The following is a 21,404-nucleotide window of genomic DNA, read 5'->3' as shown; positions in this document are numbered from 1 at the left end:
GTAAACCAGGTGGCCAGGCCGTAGTGGCCGGCTTCTGGATGAGTAGTTGCTAAACTCCGTGCCGAGCGTGCGCTGGTGGCGGCGACACGCCAGGTGATGCCGCCGTGGTTGCACGTTCGGCGTGTCGACTTGTGACGGTCGTCGATCACGTGGTCCAACCGGGCCGGCTAGGGCAGCAGCCCGGGCAGCCCCTCCGCGCCGATCAGCGAACCACCGGCGCCGCCGGCACCGGGGCTGCCCGCGGACGTGCCGGTCCCCCCGTTGCCGCCGTTGCCGCCGTTACCGAGCCCGAAGGCGGCTCCACCGGGCCCGCCGTCCCCGCCGCCGTTCCCGCCGGCCCCGCCGGCCCCGCCGTTACCGCCGTTGCCGATCAGCCCGGCCTTGCCGCCGGCTCCGCCAGCGCCGCCGAGGTCGGTTCGGCCGGAGCCGCCGGCCCCGCCAGCGCCGCCGGAGCCGAACAGCAGGCCGGCGTCGCCGCCGGCCGCCCCAGGCCCACCCGTAGTGAGGCCGAATCCGCCGGCACCTCCGACCCCGCCGGAGCCGACCAGCAGGCCGGCGTCGCCGCCGGGCCCGCCGGCCCCGCCGGTGTCAAAACCCTGCCCGCCGCCACCGCCGGCACCGCCGGCGAGACCGGGGGCGAGCAAGCCCGCGTTGCCGCCGGCCCCACTGTCGCCAGCAACGCTACCGCCGCCGCCGGATCCGCCGGCCCCGCCGGCCCCGAACAGCCCACCGACCCCACCGGCCCCGCCGGCCCCCCCGACGTTGTTGCCCGATCCGCCGGCCCCGCCGGCCCCGCCACCGGCGAACAGGCCACCGGCCCCGCCGGCCCCGCCCTCCCCGCCAGCCCCGCCGCTGACGCCGGACCCGCCGGCCCCGCCGGCCCCGCCGCCGTTGAACAGCCCACCGGCCCCTCCGGGCCCACCGGCCCCGCCCGCGGCGAACCCGCCAATCCCGCTGGACCCGCCGGCTCCACCGGCCCCACCGGCCCCAAACAGCAAGGCTCCACCGCCGGCCCCACCGGACCCGCCGGTGGCGCCGGTTCCCGTGACGGCCCCGCCCGCGCCGCCGGCCCCGCCGGCGCCGAACAAGATCCCGCCGGCCCCGCCATCTCCGCCCGCCCCGCCGCTGACGCCGGACCCGCCGGTCCCTCCGCCGCCGAACAACCACCCGCCGTGCCCGCCGGGGGCCCCGCTGCCCGGGGCGCCGTTGGCGCCGTTGCCGATCAGCGGGCGCCCGGTCACGGCCTGGATGGGCGCGTTGACTGCGGCCAACGCCTGCTGCTGCGCGGTGTGCAGCGGGTTGGTGCTGGCCGGGGCGTTGGCGCCGTCCAAACCCAACAACAGCCCACCGATGCCGCCGACGCCGGTGCCGCCCGGGGCATCGCCCATTCCGCCACTGCCGCCGTTGCCGCCGTTGCCGATCAGCCCGGCCCCGCCGCCGGCGCCGCCGGCACCGCCGTTCCCGGCCCCCCCGGTGGCAACCGACGTGCCGCCGCTGCCACCGTTGCCGCCGTTGCCGATCAGCCCGGCCCCGCCGCCGGCCCCGCCGGCACCGCCGGTAGAGCCGTTGGCGAAGCCCCCAGCGCCGCCGGACCCACCGGCCCCACCGGAGCCGAACAGCAGGCCGGCCTTGCCACCCGCCCCACCGGCCCCGCCGGAGTTACCGGTGTCACCGAAGGTGCCGGCAGCCCCACCGGACCCACCGGCCCCACCGGAGCCGAACAGCAGGCCGGCCTTGCCACCCGCCCCGCCGGCCCCGCCGGTTCCGGTGGTAGCGGCCCCGCCGGCCCCGCCAGCGCCGCCGTCGCCAAGGGCGAGCAGGCCGGCGCTGCCACCGGCCCCACCGTGCCCGCCGGTGTGGTTGCCTTGCCCGCCGAGCCCGCCAGCGCCACCGGCTCCGAACAGCCCGCCGGCCCCACCCGTCCCACCAGCCCCACCGGTACCGCCGGACCCGCCGGCCCCGCCAGCGCCGCCGCTAGCGAACAGCCCTCCGGCCCCACCCGTCCCACCAACCCCACCGGTACCGCCGGACCCGGCTCCCCCGCCAGTACCGCCGACCCCGCCGCTGGCGAACAACCCACCAGCCCCACCGGTGCCGCCGGCCCCACCGGTGCCCGTCGATGCGAACCCGCCGAACCCGCCGCTGCCGCCGCTGGCGAACAGCCCGCCGGCCCCACCGGCGCCACCGGCCCCACCAGCTGCGCCGGAACCGCCGGAACCCCCGGCCCCGCCGGCCCCACCGGCACCGAACAGCAGGGCAGCCCCGCCTGCCCCACCGGCCCCTCCGATGACACCCGCGACCGCGGAGTCTCCACCGGCCCCGCCGGCACCTCCGACACCGATCAACCCCGCGGGCCCGCCGGCCCCACCGATGGCGCCGGGCGCCCCGGACCCGCCGGCCCCGCCGTTGCCGATCAACCACCCGCCGGGCCCCCCGGGGCCCCGGTGCCCGGCTGGCCGTTGGCGCCGTTGCCGATCAGCGGGCGCCCGGTGGCGGCCTGGATGGGCGCGTTGAACACGTCGATCAGGCTCTGCAACGGCGATGCGGCGGCAATCTCGGCGACCGCATAGGACCCCGCACCCGCGGCCAGGGCCTGCACAAACTCGTGATGAAACGCTGCCGCCCGCGCGCTGAGCGCCTGAAAATCCCGCCCGTGGGCGGAAAACAGCGCAGCGATCGCCGCCGACACCTCATCCGCGGCCGCGGCCTGCACCGCGCTGGTCTGGGCCGCCGCGACCGCGCTAGCCAAACTGAGCGCCGAGCCGATGCGGGCCACCTCTGTTGCCGCTGTGGCCAGCGTAGCGGGCAACACGCTCACATAAGACACGCGACATCTCCTCCCACAGCGACATGACCTCGATGCCAACCGATCCTGCGATCGACCGATCGCAGGGAGGAATCAGCAGGAAGCAGTGTAATCCCGTCGGGCCGCCAACATCCGGGAATACGAGGGTTGCCCTAGCCGGCGGCCCTTCGCCACGCCAAGGCCTTCGAGGCTTGCGCGCGTCTGGTTTTCCGGCGCATCGCCCATGGATGGTCCGGTGACTCGATCGGCGTGCGAACCGCGACAAGTCTTCTGGGCCTTCTGGCCTGGGACAACACCAGCGCTCACGTCGCATTTCTCTACAGTCCAAGACCACACTTTTGACCCATTCACTGCATGCGTTCACCACCGAGCCGGCGGTGGTTGACGAGCGGAATTTGATGTCGGCCAATGGGTTTGGCGCCTGTGATGCTGGAAATGGCTGAACAATCAGGTCTTTCACGAGCGATCGAGGAGCAGATGGACCCGCCGTTCGACCCGGGTGGAATCCGCAGCGATCAACCCGGCCGGCAATCTCGATCATCGCCGCGATGGCCTACCGGGGCGGGACGGCATCGGTGATCCGGGCGTGTGCTCACGACCATCGCAGCCCGGGACCAATCACCCAGACCCAGGGAGGTCGGCTACGTAGCAGTGCCGCCACAGTGCCTATCCAGGTAGACCATGGTGGCCAGGGGCGGGATCGAACCGCCGACCTTCCGCTTTTCAGGCGGACGCTCATACCGACTGAGCTACCTGGCCGGAAGGCAGCATGTGCCTCACCGTCCTGGCGACCCTGACGGGACTCGAACCCGCGACCTCCGCCGTGACAGGGCGGCGCGCTAACCAACTGCGCCACAGGGCCTTGCTGTGTTGTGTGCTCCGCGATACCGCGTCGCAGGTACCCCCTACGGGATTCGAACCCGCGTTACCGCCTTGAAAGGGCGGCGTCCTAGGCCGTCTAGACGAAGGGGGCAGAACCGAATCTCTCCGGGGCACTCGCAACGTGGTGACCGTTGGGAGCCACGCCAGCTTAGGTCACCCCCAGCCTATTCCTCAAACGAGCGGCCGACGCCAACGCAGTATCCTGAGTCTTCGCGCCCCTATAGCTCAGTTGGTAGAGCTACGGACTTTTAATCCGCAGGTCCCAGGTTCGAGTCCTGGTGGGGGCACAAACAGGGGCACGAAGCCGTGCGCATCGCCGATTCCCTCCCGATGCACGGTCCGGCGATCTGAGCAAAGCAACCTGGCTATGCTTGCTGTCTATGCTCCCCGAGACAAATCAGGATGAGGTCCAGCCCAACGCACCCGTTGCCCTGGTGACGGTGGAAATCCGTCACCCGACAACGGATTCGCTCACCGAATCAGCGAACCGGGAGCTCAAACACCTGCTTATCAATGATCTACCGATCGAACGCCAGGCGCAGGACGTCAGCTGGGGGATGACGGCGCCCGGTGGAGCCCCCACCCCGGTCGCGGATCGTTTCGTTCGTTATGTCAATCGCGATAACACCACCGCCGCTTCACTGAAGAACCAGGCGATAGTCGTGGAGACCACCGCCTACCGCAGCTTTGAGGCCTTTACCGACGTTGTGATGCGGGTCGTGGATGCTCGCGCGCAGGTCTCGTCAATCGTTGGGTTGGAGCGTATCGGTCTTCGCTTTGTTCTGGAGATCCGCGTCCCCGCGGGTGTCGACGGCCGGATCACGTGGAGCAACTGGATCGACGAGCAGCTGCTCGGGCCGCAGCGTTTCACTCCCGGCGGCCTGGTCCTGACCGAGTGGCAGGGTGCCGCAGTCTACCGTGAGCTACAACCAGGCAAATCGCTCATCGTGCGCTACGGCCCGGGTATGGGCCAAGCGCTTGATCCCAATTACCATCTGCGCCGAATAACACCCGCCCAAACCGGACCATTCTTCCTGCTGGACATCGATAGCTTTTGGACTCCCAGTGGCGGCTCCATTCCCGAGTACAACAGGGACGCCTTAGTGTCGACATTCCAGGACCTGTACGGTCCGGCCCAGGTCGTGTTTCAGGAGATGATCACCAGTCGCCTGAAAGATGAGCTGCTTCGCCAGTAAGCGGTCAGATCGCTTGCTTTAGCGCATGAGCGTCGCGCTGCTGTAGGTGAGGTCGGCAAACGCCGTCGCGAGCTCGTCGTCGGGATAGGCAAAGCCGTTTGCCTCGTACAACTGCGTGACCGTAAGCGCCGAGGTCTGCCAGCCATCGCGGGTTAAATAGTCGAGAACGTGACCACGCTGACCGTGGTACACCAGCTCGTTGAGGTCGATGTCGAATCCGAGCTCGCTCATCCGATTGTGATAGTTGCGCCATCGCTCATCGGCAAAAATCGCGGTATCCGGCACGAATTCGAACGCCAGCCGACTACCGGGAGCACTCAACGCGGTGATGTTGTCGAACAGCGCATCCTGAGCTTCGACCGGCAGGTATACCAGCAACCCTTCAGCACTCCAGGCCGCTGGCACCTTCGGATCAAAACCCGCCGTCTGAAGTGCGGTGGCCCAGTCGTCGCGCAAGTCGACCGCGACAGTCCGGCGTTCGGTGGCCGGCTCGGCGCCCAGATCGCTCAGCGTGGCGGTCTTGAACTCGATCACCTCCGGCATGTCCACTTCGTAGACGATGCTGCCCACCGGCCAGGCAAGGCGGTAAGCCCGGGCGTCCAGCCCGGACGCCAGGATGACGAACTGGCCGATGCCACTGTGGGTGGCATCAAGGAAGAACTGATCGAAGAACCTGGTGCGGCAGGCCATCCCCGTGGCCATTCGCTGCGGATCGAACTCGGAATCCCCCTCGACGGGGATCTGCCAATCCACCAGCCGCGTGTAGACGTCCATACCAACGGCACGCACCAACGGCGCCGCATATGGATCATCGATCAGCGCATATCGCGGGTCGGCAGCCAGCGCGCGCTGGGCGGCGACCATGGTAGCCGTCGCCCCGACACTCGTCGCGAGATCCCAGCGATCACGATCGGCGCGTACCATCGTTGCCCCCTCAAGCAAAACGGATATGCGATAAATGTAGATAGTCTAGCTACTACCGTGGTCTCCACTGCGAACTACCGTTGCAAGTGAGTGATCTTTAGTGGTCACGCGACTAGCACCCCGTCTCGGGGTTGTTCGCCAGCCGGGTGGCCGGTTGCCTTCCGCGCTTCACGGCCACCCGCCGGGCCAGGCCCGGTCTTACGGTCGGCTCCACGCTTGACGGCGGCCCCAACTGGGCCGACGACGCTAGGTGGTTCCTCGTAGCGTGCGAGGTTGATCGCGGCGTTGTCGTCACGTTGGTGCGTGATCGAACAGCCGTCGCATTGCCATTTTTCGTCCCAGCCGATGTCTTGCACATGCCGGCAGGCATGGCAGGTTTTCGACGATGGGCCCAAACCAATGATCCGACCGCCCACGCCGAGAGCCTTGCCATCCGTGCCGCGTGCACCAAGCTGGGCACTGAGCACCTGGTCGGTACCACTCTCAACGTGCTGGCCCATCCGTGTCCGATGTGCTATGGATCGCTGTACTACTGCTCACCCGATGAGGTTGTCTTCCTGACGTCGCGTGACGCCTATGAACCGCATTACGTCGATGACCGCAGGTACTTCGAGCCCGCCACCTTCTACGACGAGTTCGCCAAGGAATGGCAGGACCGGCGCCTGCCGATGCGCCAAGAGCACCGGCCCGATATCAGGGCTGGCGCGGTGGATGTCTACCGGTTCCGGCAGGAACCCAACGGCGGTGAGCGCAGCGCGATCGCCGCTCCGACGGGCTGAGCGGGCGCCGACCCGCGACCTTGACAGCCCACCACGCCCGCGTTCTATTGTTTGCGTATGTACGCAGATAGTGGACCTGACCCGTTGCCTGACGATCAGGTCTGCTTGGTGGTCGAGGTGTTCCGAATGCTCGCCGACGCGACCCGCGTGCAGGTGCTGTGGTCGCTGGCAGACCGCGAAATGTCGGTCAATGAACTCGCCGAGCAGGTGGGCAAGCCCGCGCCGTCGGTCTCCCAGCACCTGGCAAAGCTACGAATGGCGCGGCTGGTGCGCACCCGCCGCGATGGAACCACGATCTTTTACCGTCTGGAGAACGAGCACGTGCGCCAGCTCGTCATCGACGCCGTTTTCAACGCCGAGCACGCCGGTCCCGGGATTCCCCGCCACCACCGTGCTGCCGGCGGACTGCAGTCGGTCGCTAAGGCATCGGCTACCAAGGATGTCGGGTAAGCCAATTAACGGTGAGCACAACCACGCCCCGGTTGCGCCGCAGGTCCGGGGTCAGACCTTAGGGCAGTAGTGCGTCGGGTTGTCACGCTCGTCGGGCGGCGGCAGGTTGCGCGCGGGCGTCTGTACTAGCGGCGCATCGGCGGGGATGCGGCCGGTGGCACGGTCCCAGCCGGCGCGAGCCCGCGGGTGCTTGCGAAACCGGAATGGCACCAAGGCAAAGACGAGCCGGACGATGTCGCCAAAGCGGCGGTGCAACCATTCGTCGCGGCGCAACCACCGGTAGCCCATCAGCTCGCGCACGGGCGGATCGTAGAGTCCGACGGTCAGCCAGACGAAGAACCGGGCCAGCAACTTGCGCGGCGCGGCCCACAGCCAATCCGGAACTCGTTGGGCGAATGGCGGTTTGGGTAGTTCGGTCAGGTCGAGCACGGCACGCGCCGCGAAGTTGTTCTCCAGCACGTTGCGGCACATGTGGTCCCAGTAGTCCTGAAACTCCTCCCAGGTCGCCGGCACCGGCCGCATGCTCATGCCGTACATGCGGTACCACTGGACGTGCTCGTCAAATAGCTGGCGCCGCTGCGCCTCGGTCAGGCCACCGCAGAACCGCTCGGCCACATGCAACGTGCCGACAAAGAAGGTGGCGTGCGCCCAGTAGAAGACGTCGGGATTCAACGCGTGGTAGCGACGGCCCGCACCGTCGACACCCTTGATGGTGATGTGGTAGTCACGCACCTGCACACCGGTGACTGGGGCTCGATCGCCGTCGAAGACAACTCCGCCGATCGGGTACAACGACCGCAGCAGCCGTGGCCAGCGTTCCCGGAAGAACGTCGAATGATCTTCGACCGCCGCGCCCAGCTGCGGATGCATATTCTGCATGGATCCCGCCCACGGTCCCTGCAGCATCCCGCGCCAGTCACCGAAGTATCGCCACGTCAGCGAATCCGGCCCCAGCGGCAGCGGCGGCGATTCGTAACCCAGCGGTGACACGGGGCAACCGCCGGCCAGTCCGCGGAACCCTATAGGCCTGCCAAGCTGGCCCGCAACCGGCGAGGAATCCTGCACGGTGCTGGTCAGCGGACAGGTAGCAGACGTATCTTGGGTCACTGGTGGTTTTGCCTGCTGAATCTTCATTGGCCACACGAATTCTGACTACGCACGTTGTCACTATGGAGTTTAGGAGAGCTGTGCAGACCGGTCAAAACCGGGGCCGCTGGTCCGGTGTCCCCTTGGAAAGTCGGCACGCCCTACGTCGAGACAACCTCGTCGCCGCCGGCGTGCAGTTGCTCGGCGGCGCAGGCGGACCCGCACTCACCGTCCGCGCAGTGTGCCGCCACGCCGGCCTGACAGAACGCTACTTTTACGAAAGCTTCGCCGACCGTGAACATTTCGTTCGCGCGGTCTACGACGACGTCTGCACACGAGCGATGGCAACCCTCACGTCCGCGCAAACCCCGCGCGAGGCCGTAGAGCAATTCGTCGAGCTGATGGTCGACGATCCGGTGCGCGGGCGCGTGCTGTTGCTGGCGCCGGCGGTAGAACCGGCCCTGACCCGGTCGGGCGCGGAGTGGATGCCCAACTTCATCGAGTTGCTGCAACGCAAGTTGTCCCGCATCGTTGATCCAGTTCTGCAGAAACTGGTCGCCACCAGCTTGATCGGCGCTCTTACCGGTCTGTTCACCGCATATCTGAACGGACGGCTGGGAGCCACCCGCAAGCAATTCATCGACTACTGCGTCAACATGTTGCTCAGCACCGCCGCCACCTACGCACCGCACCGCGAGCGGGGAGAATCCGAACACTCCATCCCAGCCGGGCCGCACAACTGAGGACGACTGGGGTTCACCCCACGCGGCCACCGGGGCCCGCCGATGCCAGCATCCTGCCCGCTGCTGGCAGCTCAACATGCCGCGCGAAGCCCAAACTTGATGCTACCGAGAGACACAGATATATTGACTGCAACCATTAGACACAGATAACTGGAGGCGCCATGTCAGCCAAGCTGACCGACCTGCAGCTGCTGCACGAACTTGAACCGGTCGTCGAGAAGTACCTGAACCGGCACCTGAGCATGCACAAGCCCTGGAACCCGCACGACTACATCCCGTGGTCGGACGGGAAGAACTACTACGCGCTCGGCGGGCAGGATTGGGACCCCGACCAGAGCAAGCTTTCTGATGTCGCCCAGGTGGCGATGGTGCAGAACCTGGTCACCGAGGACAACCTGCCGTCGTATCACCGCGAGATCGCGATGAACATGGGCATGGACGGCGCGTGGGGGCAGTGGGTCAACCGTTGGACCGCCGAGGAGAATCGGCACGGCATCGCGCTGCGCGACTACCTGGTGGTGACCCGATCGGTCGACCCTGTCGAGTTGGAGAAACTTCGCCTCGAGGTAGTCAACCGGGGCTTCAGCCCAGGCCAAAACCACCAGGGCCACTATTTCGCGGAGAGCCTCACCGACTCCGTCCTCTATGTCAGTTTCCAGGAACTGGCAACCCGGATTTCGCACCGCAATACCGGCAAGGCATGTAACGACCCCGTCGCCGACCAGCTCATGGCCAAGATCTCGGCAGACGAGAATCTGCACATGATCTTCTACCGCGACGTCAGCGAGGCCGCGTTCGACCTCGTGCCCAACCAGGCCATGAAGTCGCTGCACCTGATTTTGAGCCACTTCCAGATGCCCGGCTTCCAAGTACCCGAGTTCCGGCGCAAAGCCGTGGTCATCGCCGTCGGGGGTGTCTACGACCCGCGCATCCACCTCGACGAAGTCGTCATGCCGGTACTGAAGAAATGGCGTATCTTCGAGCGCGAGGACTTCACCGGCGAGGGGGCTAAGCTGCGCGACGAGCTGGCCCTGGTGATCAAGGACCTCGAGCTGGCCTGCGACAAGTTCGAGGTGTCCAAGCAACGCCAACTCGACCGGGAAGCCCGTACGGGCAAGAAGGTCAGCGCACACGAGCTGCATAAAACCGCTGGCAAACTGGCGATGAGCCGTCGTTAGCCCGGCGACGATGCAGAGCGCGCAGCGCGATGAGCAGGAGGCGGGCAATCCAACCCAGCCCGGCGACGATGCAGAGCGCGCAGCGCGATGAGCAGGAGGCGGGCAATCCAACCCAGCCCGGCGTTGCGCATCGGCCCGATCGAGCTCGCCAGCCCGGTTGTGCTGGCTCCGATGGCCGGTGTGACGAACGTCGCATTCCGGGCGCTGTGTCGTCAGCTGGAACAGTCGAAGGTCGGCACGGTCAGCGGACTGTATGTCTGCGAGATGGTGACCGCACGTGCGCTCATCGAGCGGCACCCGGTCACCATGCACATGACAACGTTCTCCGCGGACGAATCACCACGCTCGCTGCAGCTGTACACCGTCGATCCGGACACCACGTATGCGGCCGCTCGGATGATCGCTGGCGAAGGGTTAGCCGATCACATCGACATGAATTTCGGCTGCCCAGTGCCCAAAGTCACCAAGCGCGGCGGCGGGGCGGCGCTACCGTTCAAACGGCGGCTATTCGGTCAGATCGTGGCCGCGGCTGTGCGCGCCACCGAAGGCACCGATATACCGGTGACGGTCAAGTTTCGCATTGGCATCGATGACGCCCACCACACACATCTGGATGCCGGCCGCATCGCTGAGGCCGAAGGAGCCGCTGCGGTCGCGCTGCACGCCCGTACCGCGGCACAACGCTATTCCGGCACCGCCGACTGGGAACAGATCGCCCGGCTCAAGCAGCATGTCCGGACGATTCCGGTGCTCGGCAACGGCGACATCTACGATGCCGGCGACGCACTGGCCATGATGTCCACCACCGGCTGTGACGGCGTGGTCATCGGCCGTGGCTGCCTGGGCCGTCCCTGGCTATTTGCCGAGTTGTCCGCGGCTTTCACCGGCAGCCCGGCCCCCACCCCACCCACGCTCGGCGAAGTCGCCGACATCATCCGCCGTCACGGCACCTTGCTGGCCGCACACTTCGGCGAGGACAAGGGCATGCGCGATATCCGCAAGCACATCGCCTGGTATCTCCATGGCTTCCCGGCGGGCTCCGCGCTCCGGCGGGCGTTAGCAATGGTCAAGACGTTCGACGAGCTCGACTGCCTGCTGGACCGGTTGGACGGCACGGTACCGTTCCCGGACTCCGCGACTGGCGCCCGGGGCCGGCAGGGTTCCCCCGCCCGGGTGGCCCTTCCCGACGGCTGGCTAACCGACCCCGACGACTGCCGAGTGCCGGAAGGGGCGGACGCCATGGGGTCGGGTGGCTGAATCGAGACCCTGTCGAAATCGCGTCTGGACCGATAAATCAGTACGATGTGGGCCTTGCTGCATTGTGCGGCGCCGACTCGTGGCGGTGCTGCGCGAAGGTGCGCGTAGGACACGCAGCCAACACCGCGGGCGTCCGCCACCTAGACTCTCGGAGGCCGGTAGGACATGAGTGACGGCGAGAGCGCCGCGCCGTGGGCACGGCTCTCCGAGTCAGCATTCCCCGATGGTGTTGACCGATGGATCACGGTACCGCCCGCCACATGGGTGGCAGCCCAGGGTCCGCGGGACACCCAGAATGTCGGCTGTCATGCCACCGGCGCCGTTAGTGTGGCCGATCTGATCGCCAGGCTCGGCCCCGCTTTTCCTGACCTCCCCACGCACCGCCATGTCGCCCCCGAACCCGAGCCATCCGGCCGCGGCCCGAAGGTCCACGACGACGCCGACGACCAGCAGGACACCGAGGCTATCGCCATCCCGGCCCACTCGCTCGAGTTCCTCTCGGAGCTTCCCGACCTCCGGGCAGCCAACTATCCGCGCGCCGACCACGCCCGCCGTGAACCCGAGCTACCCGGCAAGCAGCTAACCGGATCGGCTCGAGTGCGGCCATTGCGGATCCGCCGAACGTCGCCCGCGCCCGCCAAGCCAGCGCCGAACTCCGGCCGGCGCCCGATGGTGCTGGCCGCGCGCTCGCTGGCGGCTCTGTTTGCCGCTCTGGCGTTGGCGCTGACCGGCGGGGCATGGCAGTGGAGCGCGTCGAAGAACAGCCGGCTGAACATGGTAAGCGCGCTCGACCCGCATTCGGGCGACATCGTCAACCCCAGCGGGCAGCATGGCGACGAGAACTTCTTGCTCGTCGGTATGGACTCTCGTGCCGGGGCGAACGCCAATATCGGCGCCGGCGACGCCGAGGACGCCGGCGGCGCACGTTCGGACACCGTCATGCTGGTCAACATTCCGGCCAGCCGCGAGCGGGTCGTCGCGGTGTCGTTCCCCCGCGACCTGGCGATCACTCCAATCCAATGCGAGGCGTGGAACCCCGAGACCGGTAAGTACGGACCCATCTACGACGAGAAGACGGGAACGATGGGTCCCAGACTGGTGTACACGGAGACCAAGCTGAACTCGGCATTCTCCTTCGGCGGGCCTAAGTGTCTAGTGAAGGTCATTCAGAAACTGTCGGGCTTGAGCATCAACCGGTTCATCGCGATTGACTTCGTCGGTTTCGCGCGGATGGTCGAGGCCCTCGGCGGCGTCGAGGTATGCAGCACCACCCCGTTGCGGGACTACGAACTGGGCACGGTGCTGGAGCACGCCGGACGCCAGGTCATTGACGGGCCGACCGCGCTGAACTATGTGCGCGCTCGCCAGGTCACCACCGAGAGCAATGGCGACTACGGGCGCATCAAACGCCAGCAGTTGTTTTTGTCGTCGCTGCTGCGTTCGATGATCTCGACGGACACCTTGTTCAACCTCAGCAGGCTCAACAACGTCGTCAACATGTTCATCGGTAACAGCTACGTGGACAACGTCAAGACCAAAGACCTGGTCGAACTCGGTCGATCGTTGCAGCATATGGCGGCCGGGCACGTCACGTTCGTGACCGTTCCGACCGGTATAACCGACCAGAACGGCGACGAGCCCCCGCGTACCTCCGACATGAAGGCGCTTTTCACCGCCATCATCGACGACGATCCGCTGCCCCTGGAAAACGATCACAACGCCCAGCGTCTGGGCAACACGCCGTCGACCCCGCCGACCACCACCAAGAAGGCGCCGCAGGCGGGTCTGACCAACGAGATTCAGCACCAGCAGGTTACGACGACCTCGCCAAAAGAGGTCACAGTGCAGGTCTCTAACTCGACCGGCCAGGCCGGTTTGGCCACCACCGCCACCGATCAGCTCAAGCGGAACGGCTTCAACGTGATGGCTCCGGACGACTACCCGAGTTCGCTGCTGGCCACCACAGTGTTTTTTTCGCCCGGCAACGAACAGGCTGCCGCCACCGTGGCCGCCGTGTTCGGCCAGTCAAAGATCGAGCGGGTGACCGGGATCGGCCAACTGGTCCAGGTGGTGCTGGGCCAAGACTTCAGCGCGGTGCGCGCTCCCCTGCCGAGTGGCTCCACCGTCAGCGTGCAGATAAGCCGCAACTCCTCCAGCCCACCGACCAAGCTGCCCGAGGACCTGACGGTCACCAACGCCGCCGACACCACCTGCGAGTAGCCGCATTGACACGACGCTTACGGCATTTTCCAAGGTCGGGAACGTAGGCTTTAGCACATGCGGACCGCCTACCATGAGCAACTCTCGGAATTATCCGAGCGTCTCGGGGAAATGTGCGGGCTAGCAGGCATCGCCATGGAGCGGGCCACCCAAGCCTTGCTGCAGGCCGATCTCGTGCTGGCCGAGCAAGTGATCTCCGACCACGAAAAGATCGCGACGCTAAGCGCCCGGGCCGAGGAGAGTGCATTCGTTCTTCTGGCGTTGCAGGCACCGGTCGCCGGTGACCTCAGAGCCATTGTGAGCGCCATCCAGATGGTGGCTGACATCGACCGGATGGGGGCGTTGGCGCTGCATGTCGCCAAGATCGCCCGCCGTCGGCATCCACAGCACGCGCTGCCCGAAGAGGTCAACGGTTATTTTGCCGAAATGGGAAGAGTTGCAGTCGAATTGGGCAACAGTGCCCAAGAGGTCGTGTTGTCGCACGACCCGGAAAAGGCCGCCCAGATCCGCGAAGAAGACGACGCGATGGACGACCTGCACCGGCATTTGTTCACCGTGCTGATGGACCGCGAATGGAAGCACGGAGTGGCGGCCGCCGTCGACGTGACGTTGCTGAGCCGATTCTACGAGCGCTTTGCCGACCACGCCGTGGAAGTGGCACGACGCGTGATCTTCCAGGCGACCGGCGCCTTTCCCTAGGCCGAGCAAACATCCACCCGCGGTGACGCCAGCCTGGCCATCGAGGGCATCGGGCCTAGCCGAAGCGCCCGGAGATGTAGTCCTCGGTGGCCTTCTGGTTCGGGTTGGAGAAGATTTTCTCGGTGCTGGCGATCTCTACCAGCCGCCCCGGCTTTCCCACCGCTTCCAGGTTGAAGAATGCCGTCTGATCACTCACCCGGGCAGCCTGCTGCATGTTATGGGTGACGATGACGATGGTGTACTGCTGCTTGAGCTCGCTGATCAGGTCTTCGATGGCCATGGTGGAGATTGGGTCCAGCGAGGAGCAGGGCTCGTCCATCAGCAACACGTCGGGTTGCACGGCGATTGCCCGTGCGATGCACAACCGCTGCTGCTGCCCCCCAGACAATCCGCCGCCGGGTTTATCCAGTCGATCCTTGACCTCGTCCCACAGGTTTGCGCCGCGCAGCGAGGATTCGGCCGTATCGTCGAGCACCTTGCGATTGCGCACACCCTGCAGCTTCAGGCCGGCAACCACATTGTTGCGAATCGACATGGCGGGGAATGGATTCGGCCGCTGAAACACCATCCCGATTGCCCGGCGGACACCGACCGGGTCGATACCGGGGGCGTAGATATCTTGATCATCGAGCAGTACGGCACCCTCGACTCGAGCTCCGGGGATGACCTCATGCATCCGGTTCAAGGTGCGCAGCACCGTCGTCTTGCCGCAGCCCGAGGGACCGATGAACGCCGTGACGCTGCGGGGCAGAATCGCCAGCGACACATCAGCGACCGCATGAAATGACCCGTAGTAGATGTTGACGTCCGTGAGGTCCAACCGCTTGGCCACTTAAGCTCCTGCTTACGACTTCTTGGGGGGGAACATCTTCGGTCAGTTATCCGTGCCAGCCAGCGCGTAGGCGGTATCGACGCTGTAGGTGGTGAAGCCCAGGCTCTGGTAGGTTCGCACGGCCGCCACATTGTCCGACTCCACGTAGAGCAGCACGGCGGGTTCGACCGCAGGGTCGAGGGTCTTCCGACCGCCCAGCCGACGGGCCAGCGAGACGATACCGATCGACGTCAACATCTGGCCGAGACCGCGGCGCTGCGCCGCCGGATCGACGCCCAGCACGTACACCTCGCCCAATCCCGGGTGATCGGGATGCACTTTGGTCCAATGGAAACCCAGCAACCGGCCAGGCCGTTCACGTGGCGAATCACCGAAGGCCAAGATCAGGCCGTCTGGATCGAACCACGCCTCGCCACGCCGCTCGGCAAGCTGGACCGCGGTCCACCCACCCTGTTCCGGGTGTCCGGCGAACGCGGCGTTGTTGACCCGGAGTAGCTCAGCGTCGTCGGACGTGCCCGCGTAGGTGCGGATCACCACCCCGTCGGGGATCGTCGGTTCGGGGATATCACGCAGCGGGCGTCGCATCTGGATCAGTTCGCGGACGCCGACCAGACCCAGCGCGGACGCGGTCGCCCGAGCGGGATCCAGCGTGCCGTGCGCCCAGAACTGGTTGCGGCCGGCGGTCTTGGCCAATGCCGCGCGGGCCATGGCGGTGCCGATACCGCGCCGTCGAGACTGCGGATGCACCACCAACTCCGCCATCGCACCACCCGCGCCCCGGGGTGGGCTGAGGTTGAGGTAGCCGATGATCGGGCCGCCCGGTCGCGAACCGGCCACCAGCAGATGCTCGGTGCGTTGCTGGCCCAGTTCCCGCAGCACCTGTTCACCCACGGGTGCTACCCCATCGACTGCTGTTGTCGCCGTGACCAGTGCACGCACGCTGCGCTGCTCGTCGGCGGTCAGAGCGGAGCGCCAGTCAAGCGCCGTCACTGACTGCGCAACGGGTCGACCAGTGGTTCTTGCATACCATCCCGGCCGGGATCGGCGTCTTCGTCGTCGGGGTCCGCGGCCGGCGGTCGGCCGCGCGCCGGCCGAACAGCTTTGTATCCGACGTTGCGCACCGTGCCGATCAGCGCTTCATGCTCGGGGCCGAGTTTGGCCCGCAACCGCCGCACGTGCACATCAACAGTCCGGGTGCCCCCGAAGAAGTCATACCCCCATACTTCGTGCAGCAGCTGCGCCCGAGTGAACACCCGGCCGGCATGCTGCGCCAGGTATTTCAGCAGCTCGAACTCTTTGTAGGTGAGATCCAGCGGGCGGCCACGCAGCCGGGCGGTGTAGGTGCCTTCGTCGATCACCAGCTCGCCCAGGCTCACCTTGCCCAGACTCTCCTGGTCAGCCAGATCTCCGCGCCGGCCAACCACCAGCCGCAGTCTGGCGTCGATCTCAGCGGGCCCGGTGCTGAGCAGCAGGATCTCGTCCAGCCCCCAGTCAGCGCTGACCGCCACCAGCCCGCCTTCGCTCACCACCGCCAGTACCGGGATCGACCGGCCGGTCGAGCTCAACAGGCGGCACAGGCCTCGCCCGGACGACAGGTCGTTGCGCGCGTCGACGAGCACAGCGTCTGCGTTTCCCGCCTCCAGCAACGAAGACGCCTCGGCCGGCGCCGTCCGCACGGTGTGGGGCAGCAGCGACAGCGCCGGCAGGACCGGATCCGGATACAGCTCCGAGGTCAGCAGTAATAACTCCAACAAGCCCCTCCAGCGTCGTGGGAAAGGCGTCTCCCAGTTCATCGCGCCATGTGACGGTAGCGGCAGCTCATCTAACGATAACGTGCCGCCTGACGAGGCGCTCCGGGACGGGCTCGAGCGCTGGGCGACAATATGCCGATGCGCAAGGTGCTGGTCGGGGTGACCGGGGCGGCGATCGTCGTGGCCGTTCTCATCGTGGGCGCCGTCGGCGCCGATTTCGGGGCCAGCATCTATGCCGAGTACCGGCTGTCGACCACTGTGCGCAAAGCGGCAAACCTGAGGTCAGACCCGTTCGTCGCCATCCTGCGGTTCCCATTCATCCCGCAGGCGATGCGGGAACACTACGCGGAGCTAGAAATCAAGGCATTTGCCGTGGAGCACGCCGGAAGTGGCACGGCCACTCTGGAGGCCACTATGCATTCGATCGACTTGTCCTACGCGTCCTGGCTGATCAGGCCCGATGCCAAGCTCCCGGTCGGCGAGCTGGAGAGTCGCATCATCATCGACTCCATGCACCTGGGCCGCTACCTGGGCATTAGCGACCTTATGGTCGCCGCGCCCCGTCAGGAGAGCAACGACGCCACCGGCGGCACTACCGAGTCCGGGATATCTGGCAGCCGCGGGCTGGTGTTCAGCGGCACGCCCATATCGGCCAACTTCGCTCACCGGGTCAGCGTCTTGGTGGACCTGTCCGTTGCCTCGGACGACCGCGCGACCTTGGTTATCACCCCCACCGCCGTCGTGACCGGACCCGACACCGCGGACCAACCGGTTCCGGATGACAAGCGGGATGCGGTGCTGCACGCCTTCGCCAGCAAGCTGCCCAACCAGAAGCTGCCGTTCGGGGTGGTGCCAAACACCGTGGGGGCGCGCGGATCGGACGTCATCATCGAAGGCATTACCCGGGGAGTAACGATCTCGCTCGACGAGTTCAAACAGTCATGACGACCATGATCGTCGCTTCCGTTGCTACAGGTGCGCTGGCGACCATTGCCCGGTGGTTGCTGACCCGGCGGTCAGTGATCCTGCGGGAGGTTGGTCCGGAAACGACACCGGCGGCTCCGGCGCGCACCGCGGAACTGGGCCTGTCCGGGGCCGGGCCGACCGTCGTGCATTTCAGGGCCCCAGGGTGTGCGCCCTGCGACCGGGTACGCCGAGGGGTCGGCGACGTCTGCGCCGATCTGGGAGATGTTGCTCACATCGAGGTCGACCTGGACTCCAACCCGCAGGCAGCGCGGCGATTTTCGGTGCTTTCGCTGCCCACCACGTTGATCTTCGATGTCGACGGGCGACAGCGCTACCGGACCTCCGGGGTCCCCAAGGCCGCCGACCTGCGCTCTGCCCTGAAACCACTGTTGGCTTGAGCACTATGCGATTGGGTAAGCTGTCCGACGTGTCAGCCCGCATCGAGCCCATGCTCACCAAGCGTCGCGCAGTTGATCTGTGCCGCCTAGCGGGTTGTTGCTGTTGCTGTAGCTGCTGAGTAGCCGCGCACGTCCGCGCAGCACTTAGAGCAGCCTAGGAGCCCCACCGTAGCGTGTCGCCCGCCGTTTCTGTGCAACAGACGTCCCAAGGAGCAGTCAAGCAGTAACACTCCCCGTCCCGCCTAACCAGTTGACCACGCTGGTCACCGAACTATGCGAAAGGATTCCCGCCATGGCACGCTGCGATGTCCTGGTCTCCGCCGACTGGGCTGAGAGCAATCTGCACGCGCCGAAGGTCGTTTTCGTCGAAGTGGACGAGGACACCAGTGCATATGACCGTGACCATATTGCCGGCGCGATCAAGTTGGACTGGCGCACCGACCTGCAGGATCCGGTCAAACGTGACTTCGTCGACGCCCAGCAATTCTCCAAGCTGCTGTCCGAGCGTGGCATCGCCAACGAGGACACGGTGATCCTGTACGGCGGCAACAACAATTGGTTCGCCGCCTACGCGTACTGGTATTTCAAGCTCTACGGCCATGAGAAGGTCAAGTTGCTCGACGGCGGCCGCAAGAAGTGGGAGCTCGACGGACGCCCGCTGTCCAGCGACCCGGTCAGCCGGCCGGTGACCTCCTACACCGCCTCCCCGCCGGATAACACGATTCGGGCATTCCGCGACGAGGTCCTGGCGGCCATCAACGTCAAGAACCTCATCGACGTGCGCTCTCCCGACGAGTTCTCCGGCAAGATCCTGGCCCCCGCGCACCTGCCGCAGGAACAAAGCCAGCGGCCCGGACACATTCCTGGTGCCATCAACGTGCCGTGGAGCAGGGCCGCCAACGAGGACGGCACCTTCAAGTCCGATGAGGAGTTGGCCAAGCTTTACGCCGACGCCGGCCTAGACAACAGCAAGGAAACGATTGCCTACTGCCGAATCGGGGAACGGTCCTCGCACACCTGGTTCGTGTTGCGGGAATTACTCGGACACCAAAACGTCAAGAACTACGACGGCAGTTGGACAGAATACGGCTCCCTGGTGGGCGCCCCGATCGAGTTGGGAAGCTGATATGTGCTCTGGACCCAAGCAAGGACTGACATTGCCGGCCAGCGTCGACCTGGAAAAAGAAACGGTGATCACCGGCCGCGTAGTGGACGGTGACGGCCAGGCCGTGGGCGGCGCGTTCGTGCGGCTGCTGGACTCCTCCGACGAGTTCACCGCGGAGGTCGTCGCGTCGGCCACCGGCGATTTCCGGTTCTTCGCCGCGCCCGGATCCTGGACGCTGCGCGCGCTGTCGGCGGCCGGCAACGGCGACGCGGTGGTGCAGCCCTCGGGCGCGGGCATCCACGAGGTAGACGTCAAGATCACCTGACCGGCCCCAATCAGGCCCAGACGAGCCAGGGCCACGGAAGCGGCCGCGGCCGCATACACTCGTCCCCGTGGTGCTGTTCTTCGAGATCATGCTGGTCTTGGCGACCGTGGTTATCTCCTGGTTCGCGCTGTACACGCTGTACCGGCTCGTTACCGACGAGTCGTGAGTTCCGGCGCGGGCTCGGATGCGACCGGGGCCGGCGGCGTCCATGCTGCGGGCTCCGGCGACCGTGCGGTCGCCGCTGCCGTCGAGCGGGCCAAGGCGACCGCCGCGCGCAATATCCCTGCCTTCGACGATTTGCCGGTTCCCGCAGATACCGCAAACCTGCGCGAAGGTGCCGACCTGAACAATGCACTGCTGGCGCTGCTGCCACTGGTCGGCGTGTGGCGCGGCGAAGGCGAGGGCCGCGGACCCGACGGCGACTACCGGTTCGGCCAGCAGATCGTTGTGTCACACGACGGCGGCGACTATCTGAATTGGGAATCCCGGTCCTGGCGGCTCACCGCCACGGGCGACTACCAGGAACCAGGCTTACGAGAAGCGGGATTCTGGCGGTTCGTCGCCGACCCGTACGATCCGAGCGAGTCTCAGGCGATCGAGTTGCTATTGGCGCATTCGGCCGGTTATGTCGAACTGTTCTACGGGCGGCCGCGCACCCAGTCCTCGTGGGAGTTGGTGACCGATGCGCTGGCCCGCAGTCGGTCTGGCGTTCTGGTCGGCGGCGCCAAACGACTCTACGGCATCGTCGAAGGTGGCGACCTGGCCTACGTCGAGGAACGCGTCGATGCCGACGGCGGGCTGGTACCACATCTGTCGGCGCGGTTGTCCCGGTTCGTCGGATAACGGCGAGCGGTATGGCCGGCGCTGACCACAACAGAGGTTGCCGTATCACCGGTCGCTGACAATAGCGGCGTCCACCAATTCGGCAAACACCTCAGCGATCGGGGTGCGGGGTAATCGCCGCCCGTCCAGGGTGTGTACGCGGGCGGCCAGAGTCATGCTCGATACCAACCAAATACCTTGGGAATCGAAGAGATCGGCGACGCGTAGGGCACGGTAGTCGCAGTCGTAGCCTTTCGCGCGGGCCACTTCGAAGAGCGCTTGTTGCGTGGTTCCCCGCAGGATTGGATACCACGGAGGCGGCGTCAGCAAGCAGGGGTTCCCGCCCCCTTGGTCACCGTCGGTGGCGATCACCACCGTCGAGCGAGGGCCTTCCAGGACGTAGCCGTCCGTGCTGACGAAGATGACGTCGCCGGCGCCCTGCCGGGCGGCATGACGCAGGACGGCCATGTTCACCGCATAGGACAGTGTTTTGGCGCTGGCTATCAGCCACGGCATGGCGTCGCCACCGTCAGCCGGCAAACCGCGGTCCAGCGTGATCGCCGACACACCATCGCGGCGGGCCCCGATAACTCGCGCCGGGACCGGACTGACCATGACATAGGCCGTCGGCGCCGAGCCGCCCTCCCGACCGCGACTGTAGATCAAGCGCAGCGCGCCCTCGTCAGCGGTGCTAGCCACCCACCGCTGCGTTGCCACCTCGACCGCGCGGCGCCACCTGGGGAGATCCGGTTCGGGAAGGTCCATCAACCTGGCTGATTGGGTCAGCCGCTGCAGGTGCGCTTCAACCAGACAGGCTCGGCCGTCGCGCACCAGCAGTGTCTCGAAAACGCCATCCCCCCGCACAGCGGCAAGATCATCGGCGTGCAGCAGCGGCATACCCGGCTGCAGGATCTCACCGTCAAGCGTGACCACCACGCCCGTCTGCCTCAACATGTCCCTGCAGCCTAGCTGCACGCTGGTCAAC

The 21,404-nt window shown here is 66.5% G+C and carries 21 protein-coding genes, 4 tRNA genes, 1 other RNA gene and 1 other annotated feature; of the genes, 14 read left to right on the top strand and 12 right to left on the bottom strand.

The genetic code is table 11. The features are described from left to right. Positions 1-167: 167 nt before the first annotated feature. The 5 genes from PE_PGRS13 to gluT all read right to left on the bottom strand — a co-directional run bounded on the left by PE_PGRS13 (position 168) and on the right by gluT (position 3,779). Positions 168-2,417, bottom strand: a complete 2,250-nt coding sequence (gene PE_PGRS13 / locus Rv0833) for a PE-PGRS family protein PE_PGRS13 (protein ID YP_177760.1) — start codon at positions 2,415-2,417, stop codon at positions 168-170. After that, positions 2,414-2,827 carry a PE-PGRS family protein PE_PGRS12 gene (gene PE_PGRS12, locus Rv0832; protein ID YP_177759.1) on the bottom strand — a complete coding sequence of 138 codons (414 nt, stop codon included), beginning with the start codon at positions 2,825-2,827 and terminating at the stop codon, positions 2,414-2,416. The genes PE_PGRS13 and PE_PGRS12 overlap by 4 nt, the downstream gene beginning before the upstream one ends. A gap of 664 nt (positions 2,828-3,491) precedes the next feature. After that, positions 3,492-3,565: transfer RNA gene (gene pheU, locus Rvnt13), tRNA-Phe, on the bottom strand. 29 nt (positions 3,566-3,594) lie between these two features. Continuing rightward, positions 3,595-3,668 (bottom strand) — tRNA-Asp (gene aspT, locus Rvnt12). Positions 3,669-3,705: 37 nt separating this feature from the next. Beyond that, positions 3,706-3,779 (bottom strand) — tRNA-Glu (gene gluT / locus Rvnt11). A 123-nt stretch (positions 3,780-3,902) separates the two neighbouring features. Here gluT and lysT point away from each other — a divergent pair. Both lysT and Rv0831c read left to right on the top strand, forming a co-directional pair. After that, positions 3,903-3,975, top strand: a tRNA-Lys gene (gene lysT / locus Rvnt10). A gap of 93 nt (positions 3,976-4,068) precedes the next feature. Further along, positions 4,069-4,884: a hypothetical protein gene (locus tag Rv0831c; protein ID NP_215346.1), complete on the top strand. Its 816-nt coding sequence runs from the start codon at positions 4,069-4,071 to the stop codon at positions 4,882-4,884. An 18-nt stretch (positions 4,885-4,902) separates the two neighbouring features. Here the strand turns inward: Rv0831c and Rv0830 are convergent, their stop codons facing one another. Continuing rightward, on the bottom strand, positions 4,903-5,808 hold the full coding sequence (locus Rv0830; RefSeq protein NP_215345.1) for an S-adenosylmethionine-dependent methyltransferase: 906 nt from the start codon (positions 5,806-5,808) through the stop codon (positions 4,903-4,905). 107 nt (positions 5,809-5,915) lie between these two features. Beyond that, positions 5,916-6,203 (bottom strand) — a mobile genetic element (IS1605', len: 288 nt. Insertion sequence IS1605'.). Between Rv0830 and Rv0828c the strand changes: the two genes are divergently transcribed. Together Rv0828c and kmtR are read left to right on the top strand one after the other, a co-directional pair. After that, entirely contained in the window at positions 6,165-6,587 is a 423-nt protein-coding gene (locus tag Rv0828c; protein ID NP_215343.1) for a deaminase, read from the top strand. It overlaps the preceding feature by 39 nt. A gap of 57 nt (positions 6,588-6,644) precedes the next feature. Further along, entirely contained in the window at positions 6,645-7,037 is a 393-nt protein-coding gene (kmtR, locus tag Rv0827c; protein NP_215342.1) for an HTH-type transcriptional regulator KmtR, read from the top strand. 51 nt (positions 7,038-7,088) lie between these two features. Here the strand turns inward: kmtR and Rv0826 are convergent, their stop codons facing one another. Next, positions 7,089-8,144 carry a hypothetical protein gene (locus Rv0826; RefSeq protein ID NP_215341.1) on the bottom strand — a complete coding sequence of 352 codons (1,056 nt, stop codon included), beginning with the start codon at positions 8,142-8,144 and terminating at the stop codon, positions 7,089-7,091. A gap of 80 nt (positions 8,145-8,224) precedes the next feature. Between Rv0826 and Rv0825c the strand changes: the two genes are divergently transcribed. Together Rv0825c and desA1 are read left to right on the top strand one after the other, a co-directional pair. After that, positions 8,225-8,866, top strand: coding sequence for a hypothetical protein (locus Rv0825c; protein ID NP_215340.1), 642 nt, complete (start codon positions 8,225-8,227; stop codon positions 8,864-8,866). 161 nt (positions 8,867-9,027) lie between these two features. Beyond that, a complete protein-coding gene (gene desA1, locus Rv0824c) occupies positions 9,028-10,044 on the top strand; it encodes an acyl-ACP desaturase DesA (protein ID YP_177758.1) in 1,017 nt (338 codons plus the stop codon). Next, positions 9,320-9,514: non-coding RNA, Putative small regulatory RNA (gene ASdes / locus RVnc0002), on the bottom strand. The two genes, desA1 and ASdes, sit on opposite strands and share 195 nt — an antisense overlap. 87 nt (positions 10,045-10,131) lie before the next feature. The 3 genes from Rv0823c to phoY2 all read left to right on the top strand — a co-directional run bounded on the left by Rv0823c (position 10,132) and on the right by phoY2 (position 14,220). Continuing rightward, on the top strand, positions 10,132-11,301 hold the full coding sequence (locus tag Rv0823c) for a tRNA-dihydrouridine synthase (RefSeq protein ID NP_215338.1): 1,170 nt from the start codon (positions 10,132-10,134) through the stop codon (positions 11,299-11,301). A 165-nt stretch (positions 11,302-11,466) separates the two neighbouring features. Beyond that, on the top strand, positions 11,467-13,521 hold the full coding sequence (locus Rv0822c; RefSeq protein NP_215337.1) for a hypothetical protein: 2,055 nt from the start codon (positions 11,467-11,469) through the stop codon (positions 13,519-13,521). 57 nt (positions 13,522-13,578) lie between these two features. Beyond that, entirely contained in the window at positions 13,579-14,220 is a 642-nt protein-coding gene (gene phoY2 / locus Rv0821c; RefSeq protein ID NP_215336.1) for a phosphate-transport system transcriptional regulator PhoY2, read from the top strand. Between the two features lie 55 nt (positions 14,221-14,275). On the opposite strand, the gene phoT is transcribed toward phoY2, so the two are convergent. From phoT to Rv0818, 3 genes are read right to left on the bottom strand one after another with little or no spacing between them, the layout of a single operon-like run. Further along, the gene (phoT, locus tag Rv0820) at positions 14,276-15,052 is read right to left on the bottom strand and encodes a phosphate ABC transporter ATP-binding protein PhoT (RefSeq protein ID NP_215335.1); all 777 of its coding nucleotides are present in this window, start codon (positions 15,050-15,052) and stop codon (positions 14,276-14,278) included. A gap of 42 nt (positions 15,053-15,094) precedes the next feature. Further along, positions 15,095-16,042: a mycothiol acetyltransferase gene (gene mshD / locus Rv0819; RefSeq protein ID NP_215334.1), complete on the bottom strand. Its 948-nt coding sequence runs from the start codon at positions 16,040-16,042 to the stop codon at positions 15,095-15,097. Further along, on the bottom strand, positions 16,039-16,806 hold the full coding sequence (locus Rv0818; protein NP_215333.1) for a transcriptional regulator: 768 nt from the start codon (positions 16,804-16,806) through the stop codon (positions 16,039-16,041). Before Rv0818 ends, mshD begins: the two co-directional genes overlap by 4 nt. 129 nt (positions 16,807-16,935) lie before the next feature. Here Rv0818 and Rv0817c point away from each other — a divergent pair, with 129 nt between their 5' ends. The 5 genes from Rv0817c to Rv0813c all read left to right on the top strand — a co-directional run bounded on the left by Rv0817c (position 16,936) and on the right by Rv0813c (position 20,440). Next, the gene (locus Rv0817c; RefSeq protein ID NP_215332.1) at positions 16,936-17,748 is read left to right on the top strand and encodes a hypothetical protein; all 813 of its coding nucleotides are present in this window, start codon (positions 16,936-16,938) and stop codon (positions 17,746-17,748) included. Beyond that, positions 17,745-18,167, top strand: a complete 423-nt coding sequence (gene thiX, locus Rv0816c) for a thioredoxin ThiX (protein NP_215331.1) — start codon at positions 17,745-17,747, stop codon at positions 18,165-18,167. The genes Rv0817c and thiX overlap by 4 nt, the downstream gene beginning before the upstream one ends. A gap of 292 nt (positions 18,168-18,459) precedes the next feature. After that, positions 18,460-19,293 carry a thiosulfate sulfurtransferase CysA gene (gene cysA2 / locus Rv0815c; protein NP_215330.1) on the top strand — a complete coding sequence of 278 codons (834 nt, stop codon included), beginning with the start codon at positions 18,460-18,462 and terminating at the stop codon, positions 19,291-19,293. Position 19,294: 1 nt separating this feature from the next. Further along, complete coding sequence (locus tag Rv0814c; RefSeq protein NP_215329.1) at positions 19,295-19,597, top strand: hypothetical protein; 303 nt, start codon at positions 19,295-19,297, stop codon at positions 19,595-19,597. A gap of 162 nt (positions 19,598-19,759) precedes the next feature. Next, complete coding sequence (locus tag Rv0813c) at positions 19,760-20,440, top strand: hypothetical protein (protein NP_215328.1); 681 nt, start codon at positions 19,760-19,762, stop codon at positions 20,438-20,440. A 45-nt stretch (positions 20,441-20,485) separates the two neighbouring features. Here the strand turns inward: Rv0813c and Rv0812 are convergent, their stop codons facing one another. Beyond that, positions 20,486-21,355, bottom strand: a complete 870-nt coding sequence (locus Rv0812; RefSeq protein YP_177757.1) for a 4-amino-4-deoxychorismate lyase — start codon at positions 21,353-21,355, stop codon at positions 20,486-20,488. Positions 21,356-21,404 lie beyond the last annotated feature (49 nt).

Source organism: Mycobacterium tuberculosis H37Rv (genome assembly GCF_000195955.2).
GTDB lineage: Bacteria > Actinomycetota > Actinomycetes > Mycobacteriales > Mycobacteriaceae > Mycobacterium > Mycobacterium tuberculosis.
The sequence above is the reverse complement of the archived record's forward strand: the minus strand, read 5'-3'. Positions and strand labels throughout refer to the sequence as shown.